Origin of the sequence: Haemophilus paraphrohaemolyticus (assembly GCF_002015045.1) — a bacterium.
In the GTDB taxonomy this organism is placed as follows: Bacteria; Pseudomonadota; Gammaproteobacteria; order Enterobacterales; family Pasteurellaceae; genus Haemophilus_A; species Haemophilus_A paraphrohaemolyticus.
In genome coordinates this window covers 255,876-274,659 of the sequence record NZ_MUXX01000012.1, presented here as the reverse complement: position 1 = coordinate 274,659, position 18,784 = coordinate 255,876, and the positions used below count along the sequence as shown (strand labels likewise).

The window sequence follows — 18,784 nt, the reverse complement described above, 5'->3', positions numbered from 1 at the left end:
TCGTAGCAATTTACTCAGCGACTCATACTTTGAACCGCTTTACCCTCCAACATCTTTACCCATTCCTCCGTGCCATACAATACACCTTGGTCACTATGAATAATCGGGCATTCTGTCGGTTTAACCCGACTAAGCCCTTGTTCTAACCTCTTTTTTACCGATGAAAACTTCGGGCGTGTCGCAAAGTTATAGGCAATAATTTCTCGGTTAGCCAAGTCCATCAACAGTGAAAAATAAAGCTTTTCTTGCGTAAAATGGAATGAATACCTAACTCGTTCATCAGCTTTAACACCGTTTTATGATTCAAATTAAACCCCTTTGGCGTAATTTGAGTGTCATTGGGCGATAACCATCTCGGTTTTTGTTCTTTTTATACAGCGATAAGATAGCCTCTTTTACCTCGTGATAATTTCTCTTAACCTCTTTATAATAAAAGCTTAAGCAAGGCATTTTAGACACATGAAGTAAATCATTTAACGCATGGTCTGGCTTCAATCTTTCAATGATTTTTCTTTTTTCTGTCGTTGTTTTTGACGGTCGAGCGCCTCCAACTCCTTTAGGTAAGCAATCTCCGCACGAGCCAAGGCGAGCTCTCGCTGCAGCTTTTTAAACGCTTTAGGTGAAAAGTCCGTGGTTTCTGGAATTTCAATGTCTTTCTTTTTCATCTTTGGCTTCACTATTTTCGGGGGGTAAAGGTTTGTATAAGGCGATTTTACGCCATCAAGCACTATTTCTCGAAATGCTTTTAGCCAATAAATGACGAGAGCATGGGAAATTTGATGAAGTTTAGCCACCTCACGGATACTATAATCCTGTTCGGTGACGAGTTTGATAATTTTCAAACGAAATTGATAAGAGTAAGACATAATCTGCACCTCAAATTAGGTGTCCAGGTTTTGGGGTGCAGTTCACTTTCAATACCAACAGAACGCGGAATGAAATAAAAACGACCAAGTTCTGTAAAACTTTTGCGAAATTTGGCTGCTTGCTAAATTAAACACTACTCTAATTTTCTGAAATCAAGTTGGGTAAAAACTCGAAAGCTTTATCACTCATGACTAAAACACTCTCATTAGCTAAAGCGTGAGCAGCAATCATCTGATCTTGAACGCCCATTACTTTTCCTCCTTTTTCCATTTCAGCTCTTAGCTTGCCATAAATTTCAGCAGTTTTCGTATCTCATTCTACAATAGAAATCTCAGATAAAAATGTATCTAGAAACAGTGAAAGTTGCTGATTATTACACTTTGCCACACCATAAAATAATTCAGCGGTGGTAACAGAGAAATACAGAGGATTTCAGGATTAAGCTGCCTTAATCGTTCTACCACAGAAGGCACTTTACGGAAAAATAGCTCACTGTATTAGTATCTAACATATACATTATAAATATCTTCAAAAGAATCTCATGTAGCCACTTCTTGAACGCGTTCTTTTTATGATAAAAATCTTCATCACACTGAATCGTAAACAACAATTCAAAGACCTTCTGCAATTTTGCTGGCTACGAGAACGAGTTAAAAGCGAAATATCGATTTTCCCTTCTTTTTTCTAGATATGTTTCCCCCCAATTATCTCTAAGTTTTTCTCTAATACGCTCTGGTGTTTTAGAATTCAAATAAAGAGCTCTTAAAACTTTAGGATCTGTAGAATACTTATATAAATCCTGAATTTGTTGTTGATTAATAGTATTACTTCTAGCTAAAGCTAGTTGTTCTGATACGGAGCCAAGCGCAGCTATAGAAGACATTTCTTTTTCTCTCTGTAATTTATCTTCTGCTTTTTGCAAGCTTTCTCTCTCTTTATCTAATTTTTCTTTAACTCTAAAAGATAAACTAGGATTTTTTAATAAAAGATCTTTATATTTATAATTATTGAGTTCAAGTATCTTAAATTGAATTTCCTCAGAAATAAATCTACTCTGAACAAGAACTTTGATACAATCATCTCGTCCAGAATTAAATAATATATTTTGTGTTTCTTTATTTTTTAATCCAGAATTACAACTTAAAATATTTAAAAATGTTGGGTATTTTTCAATAGCCAATTCAAAGGAAACATTTGGATTAAACAATAAAATATCTCTAAAATCTTTATCAAAATCTTTATCTTTTTCATTTAATTGTAATTTCCAGTTCACTAACTTAGCTGGACAACGTGGATTTGAGAATACTGCTATTCTAACGTCTAAATTCTCATCTTTTGCAAGTCTTTCTAAAATTTCTTCAGTAACGTCTTCATTGTTTAGCCACTTTTAAACGTTCTAAATAGTTAGTATCTTCCGCCATTTTAATCATTTGCGGAATACTTAAATCATCATTTTCAGACGCTGGCGATAAATACAATTCATCAAATTTTTTCTCATATTCACCCACTTTATCTTTTAATGTTTTACGTAATGGTGTGGTATTACGAATCGCCTCTAATAATAACTCTTGAGTAAGTTCCCCTTGCTGAATAAAGGCTTTTTTTACGGCTTCAAAAATCGCATTTTCAATATCAGCACCCGCATAGTCTCGACATTCTTTGGCTAAGTCCTCAATATCAAATTGGCTTGCATCTTGTTTAGCTTTGACAAGATGAATTTCAATAATTTTCTTCCGCTCTTTTTTGGTTGGGAAACCTACGTAGAAAATCTCATCAAAACGCCCTTTGCGTAATAATTCAGGTGGAAGTGCGGTAATATCATTGGCAGTTGCGATAATAAATACTGGTGCAGTTTTCTCTTGTAGCCACGTTAAGAAATAACCCAATAGACGAGAGCTGACTTCAGAGGCATTGTTGCCCGTCATTCCCACAAAAGCTTTTTCGAGTTCATCTACCCATAACACGCACGGACTGATGCTTTCTGCCATCGCTAACGCTTTTCGCATATTGGTTTCGCTTTCACCCACATATTTACCCAGCAACGAACCAATATCTAAACGCAACAACGGTTGTTGGAATAATGCTGCAGCCGCTTTTGCGGTCAATGATTTGCCGCAACCTGGCATCCCTGCAATTAATGTCCCTTTTGGAGCTTTTACGCCAAACTCTTTTGCAGCTTGAAGATTTTTGACGATATAGCTTTGATCTTGCAACCACGCTTTGAGCTTTTCTAAACCACCGATATCCTCAATTTCTTCATTCACTTTCACCATTTCCAACACACCACTTTTCGCAATAATTTGCTCTTTTTGCTGTTGAATTTCAGTAAGAATGACTTTTTCATTTTCTACAGTTAATTCACTATATTTATTTTTGAGTAAATTTAATAATTGCTGAATATCTAATTCATTTAAACCAGAAAGTGCAGTAATTAATCGATCTGTTAATTCATTAGCAATATTTTCTTGTTTTAACACCACTTGTATTTGGTTTTGGTCTGGTAATGGCAATTCTAAAAGAGTCACAAGCGGTTCAATTTCATTCGGCAAATACACATCGGCAGATTGTAAAATTACCGCACATTCGCCTTTATAAAAATTTAGCTGATCTAATAGGTATTTTAAACGAGCTAATGCCACAGAGTTATTTTCCAAACCCAGTTTGGCATCTTTAATTAAAATTAAGTTATTTTCTAAATCTTCATGGCGAAGATGATTAAAAATCTTCTCAAAACTCGTTAGACTGTCATCAATAATTTCTTTGTTTTCAAACTTTACTCTTCCATAAGCTAAATTATATTCAATAACATTAAATCGAAGCTGATTAGCCACCTCACTAATTAATCTATCCGCACGAGCTAATTCGGTTGTTTTTAAATAAAAGGCAGTGTAGCCTGCTTGAATATAATCAATAATTTGTTGTGTTAAATTTTGTTCTTTCATATTTTTCCTCGTAGGGTATGTGAAATGAAATGTCACTCACGCAAGCAGTGTATATTTAAAAGTAATTTGCAAAGCATACGTGGATTTTAACAAATCCACACACCCTATCCATTAAAACCAATTACAAGGATTCCATTTACTTTCTTTTACTGCATTCCAAGTATTTTGAGCAAGTTCTTTTCCCTTAGAAATCGCTGTTTTTACTGTATCTTTCACTGTATCAATCACTTTATCCGCTACTTTCTTGGCTGTTTCTGCCACAGGTTTAACAACTTTATCACTGACCAAACCGCCAACTTTTTCACCAAGAAAACCGCCAACCGCACTACCGATAGCCGTACCAACAGGACCGGCTAATGAACCGACTGTAGCTCCTATCTTCGCACCTAATTTTGCTCCATTTTTACGCAAGAAAAGATCGGCTTTCTGTTCTAAATTAGTAATCGTTTGAGCAACAACAAATTTTGCTTTCTCTGCCGCCACATCCGCTGCCTTTAGTACACCTCGCTCAACCCGATCAAATAAGCGAATGTCATCCCAACCATTAGCAACACTCAAAGTTAAATCTTGCACGCGACTTAATACACTCCCTGCTTTGCCTACAACTTTTTCCAGTTTATCTAAGCCTGCGAAAGCATCTTTAATCCAACCTTTTTTAGCAGAAACCACCACGCCACCCGAAACAGCAATTTGTACACCTTTATTTTCAGCAGTATCCACAGCACTACGAAGAATTTTTTGTAATTCTTCTCCGTGAGACAAATTTTTCTTGCCTAAAAAAGAATTTACTAAACGTGAACCTACACTTTTTAATCCCCAGCCCATCAAATTTAATTGAGCATTTAATTTAGCTCGTTTAATCGTTTTCTGATTGAGTGCTTCATCCTCCATAGGTAAGGATATTTCTTGCCCAGTCAAAAAGCCAAAGTAATTGCGATTTGCATCAGATAATGCATTATCTACTTCTTGAGCAAGTTCAGTTGAATTAAGTTGATATTCTTCAGATAAAGTATCAATTTTCTTTTGATAAAAATTTTCAATAGTTTTACGTTTATTGAGATGTTTCTCTAACTCCACCTGATTGACAGTTAAACGTTCAATCGTATTGATAATAGTGTTAGCTGTCTCTATTTTTTCTTGCTCGTTTTCCCAAATATCTGGATATTGATCAAAACGGAACTTCAGCCACTGATCAATCGGCTGATGACGACCATTAATCAGATAATCATCTAAGAATGCATTAATAGTTTGAAAGGTATTTTTCTTCGCTTCATCATTCGTAAAAAGTGCATTTTCGGCTTGTTCTGCCAATGCATTTTGGGTTTCATCTTGTTTAAGATTATTGAAAAGTTGGTCGATATGCTCTACTTGAAAAGTGGTGTAATTGTCTTGCATAAAAATAGCCTCGAACATGAAAAATTCGAGGCTATTTTAGCAAAGTTTTCTGCACAGTTAATTCGCACAGAAGGGAATTTTGAGAAATTTCTACAAATTTTAACCGCTTACTTTTTCTATAACACTTGGCTCATATACCACTGATTCAACAACACCCCGGCATTTACCGCAACATTCAATCCGCTTGCAAGAGGGTTATTTACAGAAAGTTGCACGGTAGTATCTTCGCTGTATTCAATATCGTTAGAAACTACCTCGCTTAATACAAACACCACTTTTTTCGCTAATTTCACTTTTGAAAGGGATGGGGCTTGTTTGTGGCGGGTGAGGTGCACGATTTGATAGCCCGCTTGGCGTAATTGTTGCAGGGCGATCTGTTTATTTTTAGTTTCAAGTGTATGGACAAACTCCAAACCACCTTCGGCAACACGTGCGGCAGCGCTTGAGTTTAAGCATTCGCCATTTTCGCTGATAATGCCTTTTACACTGTAGAAAGCACAGGTGCGGACGATGCCACCGATATTTTGGGCGTTGTTTACGCCATCTAATAATACAAGGCAATCTTGGGCATGTGCTAATTGTAAGTAGCCTTCCAAGCTGTAAGTGCGGTTTTTCTTCACAAGCAAACAAACATCACCGTGATGCTCTGAGCCTGTTACTTTTTCCATCTCTTCGCGAGAAACGATGTGATAAGCTTTTTTGTGCTCAGCAAGATAACTCAACATATCGCCTAATTTTTTCGCACCCTCTACCGTTGCCCAAAGGCGAACAATTGAAGTTGGGCGTTGTGCGAATAGGGTTAAACAACTATTTTCGCCATAAATTTTCATCTCTTCCGCACGGTTTTTCTTGATTTTTTCTGGTGCTCGAGGCGAAAGCGGTCCGGTTTTTTTCTCTTTTTGCAAAAAAGCAGATTGTTTCACATTAATTGTTACCTGCCCTTGCCCGTTGGCTTTACGTGCTTCAGTTGGGTAAATGTTTTCTGGCTTGATACGCTGATTTTGGCGAGAAAGCGACAGTTTGCCTTTTGGCGATCTTTGCAGGCGTTCCGTTGAATATTCTTGAGATCGTTCATTACGTTTAAAACTTTTTTCTTCAGTGGTTTTGAATTTTGGCGTGCGTTCATTAAATACAGGTTTCATCATCGGTTTCCATATAAGAGATAAAATTTGCCGAATTATAGCAAAGTTAGCCAAAATACACTGATATATTTTGATCTTTTACCGATATTCAGTAAAATCGCTCTTCTTTACATTTTCATAAAAACATACTTTTTGAAAATTTTTTAAACTTTTTTGAACTATTGCCAAAAACGACACACTAAAGCTGTGAAAGAGATGGCGATGATTAAGATAAATTGATTATATATTTAGGAGTCCGCAAATTGAGCGAACAAATCACCGACCAAGAATTAGTTGAAAAAGCACAACAAGGTGATAAAAAAGCATTTAACTTATTGGTAGTCCGCTATCAAAACCGCGTAGCTGGTTTACTTACTCGTTATGTTTCCCGTGATGATATTCCTGACATTGTGCAAGAATCTTTCATCAAGGCTTATCGCTCTTTAGCTTCATTTAGAGGCGAAAGTGCATTTTATACTTGGCTTTATCGCATTGCGGTAAACACGGCAAAAAATCATTTAACTGCATTAGGTCGCAGACCGCCCAAAGAAGATATTTTAGCCGAAGATGCGGAAAGTTATGATGCTGGCACGCAGTTGCGTGAAACTGACACTCCTGAAAATTTAGTTTTATCGAATGAGCTAAAACGGGTGGTGTTTGAAACGATTGAGAATCTGCCTGAAGAATTAAAAATGGCAATCACACTTCGTGAAATCGAAGGATTAAGTTATGAAGAGATTGCTGAAGTGATGAGTTGCCCTGTTGGTACAGTACGTTCGCGTATTTTCCGTGCAAGGGAAACGATTGATGCCAAAATTCAACCGCTTATGGCAGCTTAACTATCTATTATTTGTGTTGAGAAACACGTCTATTTCAAGTTAATTGGAGTTTTTTATGCAACAAAAAGAGACCTTGTCAGCTTATATGGACGGGCAAGCGAATGGCATAGAGTTTGCCGATACGCTCACAAATAGCCCTGAATTAAAAGCAAAATGGGCAAGCTATCATACGATTCGAAACGTAATGCAAGGCGAAGAGGTATTACTCGGTGCAGATTTTTCTGCCAAAATGGAAGCCTTGCTTGAGAACGAAACCATCGAATCTGCACAAGAGAAACCTCGTGGTTTAGTGGTGAAACTTAAACGTTGGGCAACCCCAATTATGCAAGCTGGGATTGCGGCATCTGTTTGCTTAGTTGCACTTGTAGGTGTGAATATGATGAACAGCTCAGAAGAAGTGGCTCAAACTGAGCCTACGTTGCAAACAATACCATTTAGCAATGCAGTTCAAGCGGTAAGCTACAATGCACCAAGCAAAGATTTAGTGACCCCAGAAAAACTTGAACAACAACAACATCGTTTAGATTCATTATTGCAAAATTATGAAATCCAACGCCGTACTCAAAATGTGACGTTAACCGATGAAGAAAAAGCGAAAGCACAAACCTCTTCAACCGTAACAGAGAAACATTTACAAAAATAATTCAGGTAATAAATAAATTCTGCCACTCATATATGCTTATATGAGTGGCTTTATTTTTGCCCAATTGTGTCGCTTAATTACCTGCAAGCGGTAACTTTTTGCGATTTTTTTGCAAATTTTTGGTAAAATTCTACCGCTTATGCCTCAATGTTTATAAGAATGAAAAAGGCTAATATGAAAAAATTTATTTTATTCTGTCTCACATTTCTTTTTGTTTTGCCTGTGAAAGCGGAGCTGACCCATCCAATTGATCTACTCAATGCAATGATGGAAGCACATAAAAATCGCAACTATGAGATCCATTATATTCTCCAACACAGTGATAATATCAAATCAATGAAATATCATCACGCACTGGAAGATAATCACGAATTTGCTCAGCTATTAAGCCTTGATAACGCTTACGAAACTATCTTGCTACGCAATAATGCAATTAGCTATTTAGGCTTTAATTTCACCCCATTCAGTTTAAAAGGCACAAAGATTTTAGATGCCTTACCTGCGGTTTTTCACGCCAATTTTAACGAGCTAAACCATTACGATTTTGTGCCATTGGGTAAATCACGCGTGGCAGATCGTATCGCGAATGTAATTAAAATAGTGCCTTCCGACAGCACCCGTTTTAGTTACACACTTTGGATTGATGAACAAAATTATCTATTGCTTAAAAGTGAACTGTTCGATAATCAAAACACACTGTTAGAACAATTTAGAGTGATTGAACAACGCGTAAATGAGCAGTTCGACAACCTGATCCCGCAACTGAAAACGATGCTATTACCGCCTGTGAATACGCAAAACAGTTTGGTAAATACACCGCTTGAATGGCAGGTGAATTGGTTACCCGTTGGCTTTAAGCCTATCTCTAGTTCTCGCCAAGTAATTCCCGTTGGACAAGGGCAGGAAGAGGTCGAAAGCCAACTTTTTAGCGATGGGCTCTCAACCTTTACTGTCTATCTTCGTTCGCAAGGTGATGAAGAGTTCAACAACCAATTCGCTCGCCAAGAAAAATTGATTTTGTTCACTCATGTACTTGGTAATCGTGAAGTGGTAGTCATTGGCGATATTCCAATGAACGTGGCAGAACGCATCGCACAAAGTGTAGTATTTCAACAATAAGGAGTGCAATATGATGATTGAAAAAGCCAAAGTGCTGAGCTACGAAAACGGTAAAGCCTTGGTGCAATGCTATGCCAAAAGCGGCTGCGGTGGTTGTGCTGCACAAAATCATTGTGGAAGTAAAGCTTTATCAGGCTTATCTGGCGAGAAAACCGCACCACGCTTTGAAATTAAAGTGGATCAAGTCTTAAAAGCAGGTGATCAAATCCAGCTCGGTTTGGCAGAAAATACGCTTTTAATGAGCGTGTTTTGGGTTTATTGCGTGCCTTTAATGATGCTTATTGGATCAACACTCCTTTTTTCTACTCTTTTTAGCAACGAACTTCTGGTTGCAAGCGGTGTGATTTTTTTAACCGCTTGCAGCTTTTGGGCGGTAAAACTGATTACTGCTCATCAACCATTAACAAAATTTACCCCGATTTTCTTAGGCAAAAGTAACACTTTCGGGGCAGGAGACTAAACAAAAATGGAAAAAATTTGGTTTGATAATTACCCACCTAACGCAGAAAAAACGATTGATGTAACGAAATATGAATCTCTCGTAGAGATGTTTGAAGCAGCCGTAAAACGCCATCCTGATATGCCTGCTTATATCAATATGGGGCAAGTTTTAACCTTCCGCAAATTGGAAGAACGTAGCCGTGCTTTTGCTGCTTACTTACAAAATGAATTGCGTTTGGAAAAAGGTGATCGAGTAGCATTGATGATGCCAAATTTGTTGCAATATCCGATTGCCTTATTTGGAGCGTTGCGTGCAGGCCTTGTGATCGTAAACGTTAATCCACTCTACACGCCTCGCGAATTGGAACATCAGCTCAACGACAGCGGTGCGAAAGCAATTGTCATCGTATCTAACTTTGCTGCTACACTCGAAAAAGTGGTCTTCAACACTCAAGTGGAGCATGTGATTTTAACCCGTATGGGCGATCAGCTCTCATTTGGAAAACGCACGCTGGTGAATTTCGTGGTGAAATACATCAAAAAACTCGTGCCCAAATATAAACTCCCGCACGCAGTGAGTTTTCGCGAAGCCTTGAGCATTGGGAAACAGCGTCAATATGTAAAACCAAATTTAGAAAGTAGCGACCTTGCTTTCCTACAATATACGGGCGGCACAACAGGCGTGGCAAAAGGTGCTATGCTCACACACGCCAATATGGTTGCCAATGTTTTCCAAGCTAAATGGGTAGCACAGCCATTATTAAAAGATGCCAAAGTTCGAGTAGCGGCGATTCCATTGCCGATGTATCACGTGTTTGCTTTATCAGTAAACTGTCTACTCTTTATCGAATTAGGCGTAACGGGCTTATTAATTACCAACCCACGTGATATTCCTGGTTTTGTCAAAGAGCTGAAAAAACAACGTATTGTGGCACTTTGTGGTGTAAATACACTCTTTAATGCTCTACTGAATAACGAACATTTCAAAGAGGTAGACTTCTCGGCACTGCGTTTAAGCGTAGGCGGTGGAGCTGCAATTCAAGGTGCTGTGGCAAAACGCTGGTTTGAAGCCACAGGCTGCCATATTATCGAAGGCTATGGAATGACCGAATGTTCACCATTGATCGCTGCTTCTCGTTGGGATTCCACCGAACACACAGGCTCCATTGGCGTGCCTGTGCCGAATACGGATATTCGCATTATGGACGACGCAGGCAATGAAGTGCCAATAGGTGAACGTGGCGAACTTTGGGTAAAAGGTCCACAAGTGATGAAAGGTTATTGGAACCGCCCAGAAGATACCGCCGAAGTCTTGCATGATGGCTGGATGGCAACAGGTGATATTGTCGAGATGGGGCAAGATCTCAACTTACGCATTGTCGATCGCAAAAAAGATATGATCATCGTCTCAGGCTTTAATGTCTACCCAAACGAGATCGAAGATGTGGTGGCACATAACCCGAAAGTGAATGAAGTGGTTGCCGTAGGTGTGCCCCACCCTGTTTCTGGCGAAATTATCAAAATTTTCGTCACCAAAAAAGATGAAAGTTTAACCCGCGAAGAGTTGCGTTCTTACTGTCGCCAATTCCTCACTGGCTATAAAATCCCGAAAGAGATTGAATTCAGGGACGAATTACCAAAAACCAATGTAGGTAAAATCTTACGTCGCGTGCTCCGTGATGAAGAAATTGCCAAGTTAAATATTAAATCCTAGCCAAATCCAGAAAGGAGAATGAAGATGAAAATTGTTGAAGTCAAACACCCGCTTGTACGCCATAAATTAGGCTTGATGCGTGCTGCTGAAATCAGTACCAAAGATTTCCGCCAACTTGCCACCGAAGTTGGCAGCCTTTTAACTTATGAAGCGACTAAAGATTTAGAAACAGAAAAAGTAGAAATAGATGGTTGGTGCGGTAAAGTAGAGGTAGACCGCATTAAAGGTAAAAAAGTCACCGTGGTGCCAATTTTACGTGCAGGTTTAGGGATGATGGATGGCGTGTTAGAACACATCCCAAGTGCACGTATCAGCGTGGTAGGGATCTACCGTGATGAAGAAACCTTAAAACCTGTACCATACTTCAAAAAATTGGCAAACGATGTAGAAGAACGCTTAGCTATTGTTGTTGACCCAATGTTAGCAACGGGTGGGTCAATGATCGCTACCCTCGATTTACTTAAAAATGCGGGTTGTAAACACATTAAAGTATTAGTGCTTGTTGCCGCTCCTGAAGGTATTGAAGCCTTAAAAGCAAGCCATCCAGACATCGAACTTTACACGGCATCAATCGATAGCCACCTAAACGAACATGGCTATATCGTCCCTGGTTTAGGTGATGCAGGTGATAAGATTTTTGGGACGAAATAATTCCAAACAATTAGGCGGGAAATCCCGCCTAAATTTTTCTAGGCTTTCTTACCGAATTTTATCGTCATAATGCCTAACCAAATTAACGCCAGCAATCCCAATCCACCACCAATTAAACCAACATATTCCAACCCTAATTGATGAATAACAATGCTACCAAAGAGTGCACCTGCCCCAATACCCACATTATAAATGCCAGAATAAATCGCGGTTGCGACATCGGTCGCATCGGGGGCCAGTTCTAGTACGCACATTTGTAAGGCAATGCTTAGTGAAGTAATCCCAATTCCCCATAAGAAAACCAGTAAGAAAATCGCCATTTCCACGTGTTTAAGTGGGAAAAGCAAAAGTTGTGGCACTATCACTAAAAGCATGGCACAAGCGATAAATTTTCGTGGATTTTTTGCATATAAACGCCCAAATAAAAAACTGCCTGCTATACCAGCTAAACCAAAAATAAATAACATCATTGTTGCAATTTCAGAAGTGAACTGGCTGATTTTAATAGCAAAAGGTTCGATATAGCTGTAAGTGGTAAAGTGTCCTGAGATAATCATCATCACAAGCAGATAAATCCCAATTAAAAGCGGGCGTTTCGCCAAAATAGGCAAACTTACAAGCGAGCCTGCGTTTTTACTTGGTAAATACGGAAGCAATTTCCACATTAACAGTATAACCAGCGTTGCAATAACACCAATCACGGCAAAAGTAGAACGCCAATCCAATACCTGCCCAATCATCCGTCCAAGTGGTAAGCCTAAAATCATTGCCAATGAACTACCCAATGCAAGCAAACCCAACGCTTGTTGCTTTTTATCTTTCGGTGCAACTCGAATCACGAGTGAGGCGGTAATCGACCAGAAAATGGCGTGTGCTAAAGCAATGCCGATCCGAGAGATGAGCAATACCCAGAAATTCCACGCTACCACGGAAAGAATATGGCTGACAATAAAGAGTGCGAAAATCAAAAGCAGTAATTTCTTGCGTTCTACCTTTGCGGTAAGCAACATCAACGGCAACGAGCCAAGAAACACCATCCACGCATACACGGTAATCATCAGCCCAACGATTGCGGTTTCCATCTCAAAACTTAGAGCGATATCTGAAAGCAGTGCAACAGGCACAAATTCGGTTGTGTTAAAAATAAAAGCGGAAAGTGAAAAGACAAAAACCCGCATTAAAGCGAGTTTTCGATAAGATTGTTTGGTCATCATTATTTAAATCCTAAAAATAAAGCGGTCAAATTTTTCATTCAATTTGCAATGCAAAGCGTAAGAAAAATTTAACCGCTTGTAAACCAGAATTAAGATTAGAATTCTATTTTGGTATTAAAGATAAATTCACGTTCATAACCATAAGCCAGTGGAATGACGTTGTTGTTTAAACCTTGAGTAGAAACATAATAGCGTTTATTGCCTAAGTTTTTACCGTTTAGCTGTAAATGTACATTTTTGCCTGCAAGCTGAGTTTGGTAAGAGATAAACGCATCGCTTACAATGGCGTGAGGTACTTTATAAGTTTCACGGTAATCAACCTGGTTGCCAGTTGCATTACGTGTGTTATATACGTTCCAAGAACCTAAATAACGTGCCCCTGCACCAATTCGCCATTGACCGTTTGCAAAATTACCTAAATCATAAGTTGCAAATACGCTTGCTTGGTGTGTCGGCACACCCTCAAGTGATTTGCCTGCTAAATAAGGTAAATTGAGGTTTTCTTTCGTTTCGGTATCTGTATAAGCATAAGTTGCCGTTACACCTAAACGATCAGTTAATTTACCGCTAATATCCCATTCCACACCACGTGACTGTACTTTACCAATTAAATAGGTATAGTTTGTTCCATTACGGCTTTCTGTCGCAGACATATTTTTCTTCTCAATATTAAAGAGAGCTAAGTTAGTACTAAAATAACCATTCTCAAATTTAGTACCTACTTCGTAAGATTCTCCCTCTTCTGGTTTTAAACCTTCTGTGACTGCCGCACGGCTTAATTGCGGACGGAATGATTGAGCATAGTTACCATACACAGACCAATCTGGCGTGAATTTATACACTAAACCGCCCTGATAAAGCATTTTTCCGCCATGATAATCGGTGTATAAACGCTCTGGTGTTGTACGACCGCTACGACCAGCTTCTTGGTCGTAATACTCATAACGTAAACCGCCAGATAAAATCAATTTATCTGTTAAATAAGCAGAGTCTTGAAGATAAACACCAATGGTTTTTAATTTCGCAAATTGGTGACCATTTGCAGCTGCTAACGGCATATTATCCGTGCTTACTTGTCCATAAACAGGATTGATAATAGAAATTGCACTATTACTCGCTGCTTGATAGCGACCAATATCTAAATTGGTATAGCCCATATCCACACCCGTTACAATACGATGTGCAATATCGCCCGTTACCACTTCACCTACAGCATTAAAGCTTGCACTATGGTTGCGTTGTGTTGAGCCTTGAATTCCCTCAATTTGGCGCGTTGCACGGTTGTTAGCCAAGTTAATTGCAGTTACACGTGCTTGCCAATAATTGTAACTATCTTTGGTGTAAGCGTAATTTGTATTTAATTTCCAAGCATCATTTAATTTGTGACTAGCTTGTAACGTCACAATATCAATTTTGCCTACAACACTATTAAATGGTTCATCTAAACGACGCTCTGCTGGAATATTGACAATCTGCCCACGCCCATTTGCTGGGGTGTTGTTAGCAATAATGTAAGTACCGCGATCAAATGGGTCGGTATAATCTTGATGTTCGTAGCCTACTACGATTTCTGTTTTATCATTTGACCAAGAAAACGATGGTGCATATAAACCACGTTTAATTTTGCCAAAATTACGCCAATAATCCTTGTCATTTTGGTCATAAATAAAGCGATATGCAAAGCCATTACCTAAACCGCCCGTTGAGTCAAAATTCACACCCCAAGCATTATTTGACCCCACAGAACCACCTAATACGTGTTTCGCTTCTTGCTGTGGTTTTTTGGTTACGATATTGATAACACCGCCTGGATCTTGAATACCGTATAACACAGAAGCAGGGCCTTTTAACACTTCCAAACGTTCTGTCGTTGCAGAGAAATTGTGCGATGGGCCAGCTACAACGCCATTACGCAAAATCGAGTTATCACGGTTTGCACCAAAGCCACGTTTTAACACCGCATCCATTAAGCCACCCAAAGTATTTGCTTGAGTTGTGCCACTGACAGTCGCTAACGCTTCATCAATACTCGTTGGTTTACGATCTTCGATAAGTCGGTTATTTACTACATTCACTGTCTGAGGTGAATCAATTAATGGTGTTGCACCTTTATTCGCAATGTTACTCACACGAGATTGGTAACTACCGTTATTTGCTTCCGCCGCATTAGATGCATTTTCTGTGACGGTAACTTCTGAAAGTGATGTGTTTTCCGCCATTGCCGCTACGGGCAACATAAATAACGAAGTGTAAACTAAAGAATGTTTAAATTTCATTCAGAGATTCCTGTAATAAAGACTAAAGGGAAATAAAAAACGTAGCTATTATACACATAACCTAAATAAAAATCGCTCTCAAATGAAAAATATTTTTATTCAATGAAAATAAACACAAAAAAGAGGCTTACGCCCCTTTTAATTTACTTGGTAGGATAGATTGAAATAGCTCGCGGCTTTTTAAGGGCTGTGAACCTAAATAAGGTTTCAGCGCAATGCGAGTAAAGCGTTTTGCTGCTTGTTGAGTGGATTTTTCAGAAAAATCTAGCAAATCAAAAGCTAACAAATCTTTGCCTAAGAAACTCAAATTATTTTGCAAAAGGGAGGCAATAAAGCCCTCGTTTTCACAGAATTGATACCACATTTCAGGATCAACTTCTTCGCCTGTTGCCATACAATGGCAGAAATCAACGCCATAACCTAATGCCCGTAACATTTGAAATTCAAAGGTTCGTAAAATGGGCTCAAGTTGTTCTGTATTGCTGGCTAATCGCGTAACGCACTGCAAATAATGGTTAAAAAGCTCTTGGTAAGCGGTCTGATTTTCCAACACTCTTACCAACATTTCATTTACATAAAATCCGCTATATAGTGCCATTGGCTCCATTGGTAAAGTAAGTGATGCGGCTTCTGCTTGGGTTAAGGTTTTTAAATCGCTCTTACCCGTCCAACGCAGCAATAACGGTGTAAAAGGTTGCAACAAAGCTTTTAGTGGAGAGCGGGGTCGTCTAGCCCCTTTTGCTAATAGCGTCATCCGCCCATTGTGTTCCGTGAAGAAATCAACTAACAGACTACTTTCGCTATATTCTCGCCGATGCAAGACAAACGCCCGCTGTAAGGGCTGGACTTCAAAGTTTTTGCTCATTTAATCACTAATGATAAAAATGGTGAGCTAAAAGCCCACCCTACAAGACTACTCGTCAATATAACCCAAACTGCGCAATGCACGTTCATCATCCGCCCAGCCTGCTTTCACTTTCACCCATAATTCTAAGTGAACTTGTGCATCAAACAAACGCTCCATATCTTTACGGGCTTCGATCCCGATGGTTTTGATTTTCTCGCCTTTCGCGCCAATCACCATTTTTTTCTGACCTTCACGCTCAACTAAAATCAAGCCATTAATAATGAAAATACCTTTCTCATTCACTTTGAACTGCTCAATTTCTACTGTCACCGAATAAGGTAACTCTTCGCCCGTGAAACGCATCAATTTTTCGCGGATAATTTCTGATGCCATAAAACGCTGACTACGGTCGGTTACATATTCTTCAGGGAAATGGTGTACGCCTTCACGTAAAGATTGACGTACAATCTTCTCAAGCAGATGGACATTTTTACCACGTTGGGCTGAAATAGGCAGGATTTCGGCAAAATCGAATTTTTGTGAAAGCTCGGTAATATGCGGCAACAGTGCATCTTTCTCTTTGATGTTATCAACCTTGTTAATCGCAAGCACCACAGGCGCTTTCGCCGCACGCAATTTGTTTAGCACCATTTCATCATCATCGGTCCATTTTGTGCCTTCAACCACGAAGATCACCAAATCTACATCACCAATTGCTGAACTTGCTGCACGGTTCATCAAACGGTTAATCGCACGTTTCTCTTCAATGTGAAGCCCAGGTGTATCCACATAAATCGCTTGATACGCGCCTTCGGTTTGAATTCCCACAATACGGTGGCGTGTGGTTTGAGCTTTACGCGAAGTGATAGAAATTTTTTGCCCAAGAATTTTGTTGAGTAAGGTCGATTTCCCCACATTCGGGCGACCCACAATGGCGATAAAGCCACAATATGTTTTTTGATTTTCTGTCATTTTTTGTTCCTTTTTGTAGGGCGTGTGAAACTAGTTTCACGCACGCTTTTGCAAAGGCTTTTCACATTTCAACCGCTTGCATACGTGTATTTTTAATCCATACCCACTACTTGATTAATACGTTTAACACCTTCTCCGCTGCATTCTGTTCTGCTTTGCGGCGACTTGTACCAATACCTATAAAAACCTCATCCACGTTTTTCACTTTGCAAGTCACTTTAAAAGTTTGGTTGTGTGCTTCGCCTTTAATATCCATCACCTCATATTCAGGCAGTGGCAGTTTTCGACCTTGCAAAAACTCTTGCAAGCGAGTTTTAGGATCTTTCTGTGCATCACCTGGGCTGATTTCAGCTAAGAATGTGGTATACCAATCATTCACTTTCTGCATTGCCTGATCCATGCCTTTATCTAAATAGATAGCGGCAATAATCGCCTCTATACAGTCTGCAAGAATGGACTCACGACGATAACCTCCGCTTTTAAGCTCGCCTGCGCCAAGCTTCATATAATCGCCCAAGTCAAATTGACGGGCAATAATGGCTAAAGTTTGCTCTCGTACAAGAGTGGCACGCATACGGCTTAATTCGCCTTCATTGGCTTTCGGGAATTTATCGAATAGGGCTTTGCCGATGGTAAAATTCAGAATAGAGTCTCCAAGAAACTCAAGGCGTTCGTTGTTTTTTGATGCCGCACTGCGGTGCGTTAAGGCTTGAGTGAGGTAATCAAGGGTTTCAAATTGATAACCCAATTTTTTCTGTAATCGTTCTAGTTGCATAATTTTTTGGGGTTTCCCCCATTAAAATGGAATGAAAGCGGTCAGATTTGCAAAATCTTTTGCAAATTCAACCGCTTGAAATTATTGAATGGAAGTAAACATTCGGTCGAAACGTAATCCTTTAGGGAATTCATTCGGTTTTTTATCTAAGCTCAACCAAATAAATGTGGCCTTGCCTACGATGTTTTGCTCAGGCACAAAACCCCAAAAACGGCTGTCTTCGCTGTTATCACGGTTATCACCCATCACAAAATAATGCCCTTCTGGCACCACCCATTCGCCGTCAGTTTGTCCCTCTTGCTTGAAGAAATAAGGCGCATAGTTAAATGGCGATGGATTATTCAAAATCTGATGCGTTACGCTGCCAACTTCCGTTTTTTCTACCTGCATTTCACCATGATAGAAGAAATCAGCATTTGGTTTCGCATTTTCATATTTAAATACATTCACCGAACCATCTTTGCTAGTAACAGTAAGCGATTGGGTCGCCATATCGTATTTCACCGTATCACCGCCAATCCCAACAACTCGTTTAATGTAATCAACATGCGGTTGCGGTGGTGCTTTAAACACAATAATATCGCCACGCTCTGGGTGTCCGTTCTCAATAAGCGTTTTCTGCCAAATCGGATCTTTAATGCCGTAATTAAATTTATTCACGACAAGAAAATCGCCAACACGCAAAGTTGGCTCCATTGAACCACTTGGAATTTGGAAAGGTTCAAACACAAATGAACGTAAAATAGTTACTAATGCCAACACGCCAAAAAGGGAACCGAAGAAATCAGTAAAGCCATTTTTCTTGTTTGGATTAAATTTATTGTAGAACCAAAAGCTGCCACAAACAACTACTAAGCCGACCAACAAAATAGAAATAGTATTCGGCAACTGCATTGAATCTAACCATTTCCAAATGCCGTATAAAATCCCGATAAAAATAATAGAGGCAATCTGTGCCATAATTTCTC

Annotated in this window: 18 protein-coding genes and 1 pseudogene; 6 read left to right on the top strand and 13 right to left on the bottom strand. The window is 39.3% G+C overall.

The features are described 5' to 3' along the window. Positions 1–14: 14 nt before the first annotated feature. The 7 genes and pseudogenes from B0184_RS10670 to B0184_RS06900 all read right to left on the bottom strand — a co-directional run bounded on the left by B0184_RS10670 (position 15) and on the right by B0184_RS06900 (position 6,346). Positions 15–215, bottom strand: a complete 201-nt coding sequence (locus B0184_RS10670; protein ID WP_208609339.1) for a hypothetical protein — start codon at positions 213–215, stop codon at positions 15–17. A gap of 276 nt (positions 216–491) precedes the next feature. After that, complete coding sequence (locus tag B0184_RS06920; protein WP_078177654.1) at positions 492–866, bottom strand: transposase; 375 nt, start codon at positions 864–866, stop codon at positions 492–494. Between the two features lie 139 nt (positions 867–1,005). Next, a pseudogene (locus B0184_RS10825) lies at positions 1,006–1,384 on the bottom strand (PIN domain-containing protein). Between the two features lie 120 nt (positions 1,385–1,504). Further along, positions 1,505–2,140: a hypothetical protein gene (locus B0184_RS10750; protein ID WP_005708859.1), complete on the bottom strand. Its 636-nt coding sequence runs from the start codon at positions 2,138–2,140 to the stop codon at positions 1,505–1,507. A gap of 97 nt (positions 2,141–2,237) precedes the next feature. Next, positions 2,238–3,809 (bottom strand): AAA family ATPase, encoded by a 1,572-nt coding sequence (locus tag B0184_RS06910; protein ID WP_005708739.1) that lies wholly within the window; start codon positions 3,807–3,809, stop codon positions 2,238–2,240. 111 nt (positions 3,810–3,920) lie between these two features. Next, entirely contained in the window at positions 3,921–5,204 is a 1,284-nt protein-coding gene (locus tag B0184_RS06905) for a glycine zipper domain-containing protein (RefSeq protein WP_005708723.1), read from the bottom strand. A gap of 116 nt (positions 5,205–5,320) precedes the next feature. Beyond that, a complete protein-coding gene (locus B0184_RS06900) occupies positions 5,321–6,346 on the bottom strand; it encodes a TrmH family RNA methyltransferase (protein ID WP_005708851.1) in 1,026 nt (341 codons plus the stop codon). A 242-nt stretch (positions 6,347–6,588) separates the two neighbouring features. Here B0184_RS06900 and rpoE point away from each other — a divergent pair, with 242 nt between their 5' ends. The 6 genes from rpoE to upp all read left to right on the top strand — a co-directional run bounded on the left by rpoE (position 6,589) and on the right by upp (position 11,732). Continuing rightward, complete coding sequence (gene rpoE, locus B0184_RS06895; protein ID WP_005708892.1) at positions 6,589–7,164, top strand: RNA polymerase sigma factor RpoE; 576 nt, start codon at positions 6,589–6,591, stop codon at positions 7,162–7,164. 55 nt (positions 7,165–7,219) lie between these two features. After that, positions 7,220–7,807 (top strand): sigma-E factor negative regulatory protein, encoded by a 588-nt coding sequence (locus tag B0184_RS06890; protein WP_005708856.1) that lies wholly within the window; start codon positions 7,220–7,222, stop codon positions 7,805–7,807. Positions 7,808–7,981: 174 nt separating this feature from the next. After that, complete coding sequence (locus tag B0184_RS06885; protein ID WP_005708753.1) at positions 7,982–8,926, top strand: MucB/RseB C-terminal domain-containing protein; 945 nt, start codon at positions 7,982–7,984, stop codon at positions 8,924–8,926. 10 nt (positions 8,927–8,936) lie between these two features. Beyond that, complete coding sequence (locus tag B0184_RS06880) at positions 8,937–9,386, top strand: SoxR reducing system RseC family protein (RefSeq protein ID WP_005708834.1); 450 nt, start codon at positions 8,937–8,939, stop codon at positions 9,384–9,386. 6 nt (positions 9,387–9,392) lie between these two features. Next, positions 9,393–11,081 (top strand): long-chain-fatty-acid--CoA ligase FadD, encoded by a 1,689-nt coding sequence (gene fadD, locus B0184_RS06875; protein ID WP_005708699.1) that lies wholly within the window; start codon positions 9,393–9,395, stop codon positions 11,079–11,081. 24 nt (positions 11,082–11,105) lie between these two features. Then, positions 11,106–11,732 (top strand): uracil phosphoribosyltransferase, encoded by a 627-nt coding sequence (gene upp, locus B0184_RS06870; RefSeq protein ID WP_005705829.1) that lies wholly within the window; start codon positions 11,106–11,108, stop codon positions 11,730–11,732. Between the two features lie 38 nt (positions 11,733–11,770). On the opposite strand, the gene B0184_RS06865 is transcribed toward upp, so the two are convergent. The 6 genes from B0184_RS06865 to lepB all read right to left on the bottom strand — a co-directional run bounded on the left by B0184_RS06865 (position 11,771) and on the right by lepB (position 18,776). After that, entirely contained in the window at positions 11,771–12,946 is a 1,176-nt protein-coding gene (locus B0184_RS06865; protein ID WP_005708703.1) for a sugar transporter, read from the bottom strand. Between the two features lie 95 nt (positions 12,947–13,041). Beyond that, complete coding sequence (locus B0184_RS06860; protein ID WP_005708706.1) at positions 13,042–15,222, bottom strand: TonB-dependent siderophore receptor; 2,181 nt, start codon at positions 15,220–15,222, stop codon at positions 13,042–13,044. Between the two features lie 127 nt (positions 15,223–15,349). Beyond that, entirely contained in the window at positions 15,350–16,087 is a 738-nt protein-coding gene (recO, locus tag B0184_RS06855; protein WP_039851345.1) for a DNA repair protein RecO, read from the bottom strand. Positions 16,088–16,135: 48 nt separating this feature from the next. Beyond that, positions 16,136–17,041 carry a GTPase Era gene (era, locus tag B0184_RS06850; protein WP_005708759.1) on the bottom strand — a complete coding sequence of 302 codons (906 nt, stop codon included), beginning with the start codon at positions 17,039–17,041 and terminating at the stop codon, positions 16,136–16,138. A gap of 106 nt (positions 17,042–17,147) precedes the next feature. Beyond that, complete coding sequence (rnc, locus tag B0184_RS06845; protein WP_005708831.1) at positions 17,148–17,816, bottom strand: ribonuclease III; 669 nt, start codon at positions 17,814–17,816, stop codon at positions 17,148–17,150. An 81-nt stretch (positions 17,817–17,897) separates the two neighbouring features. Next, the gene (lepB, locus tag B0184_RS06840) at positions 17,898–18,776 is read right to left on the bottom strand and encodes a signal peptidase I (RefSeq protein WP_005708722.1); all 879 of its coding nucleotides are present in this window, start codon (positions 18,774–18,776) and stop codon (positions 17,898–17,900) included. Between the last annotated feature and the right edge of the window lie 8 nt (positions 18,777–18,784).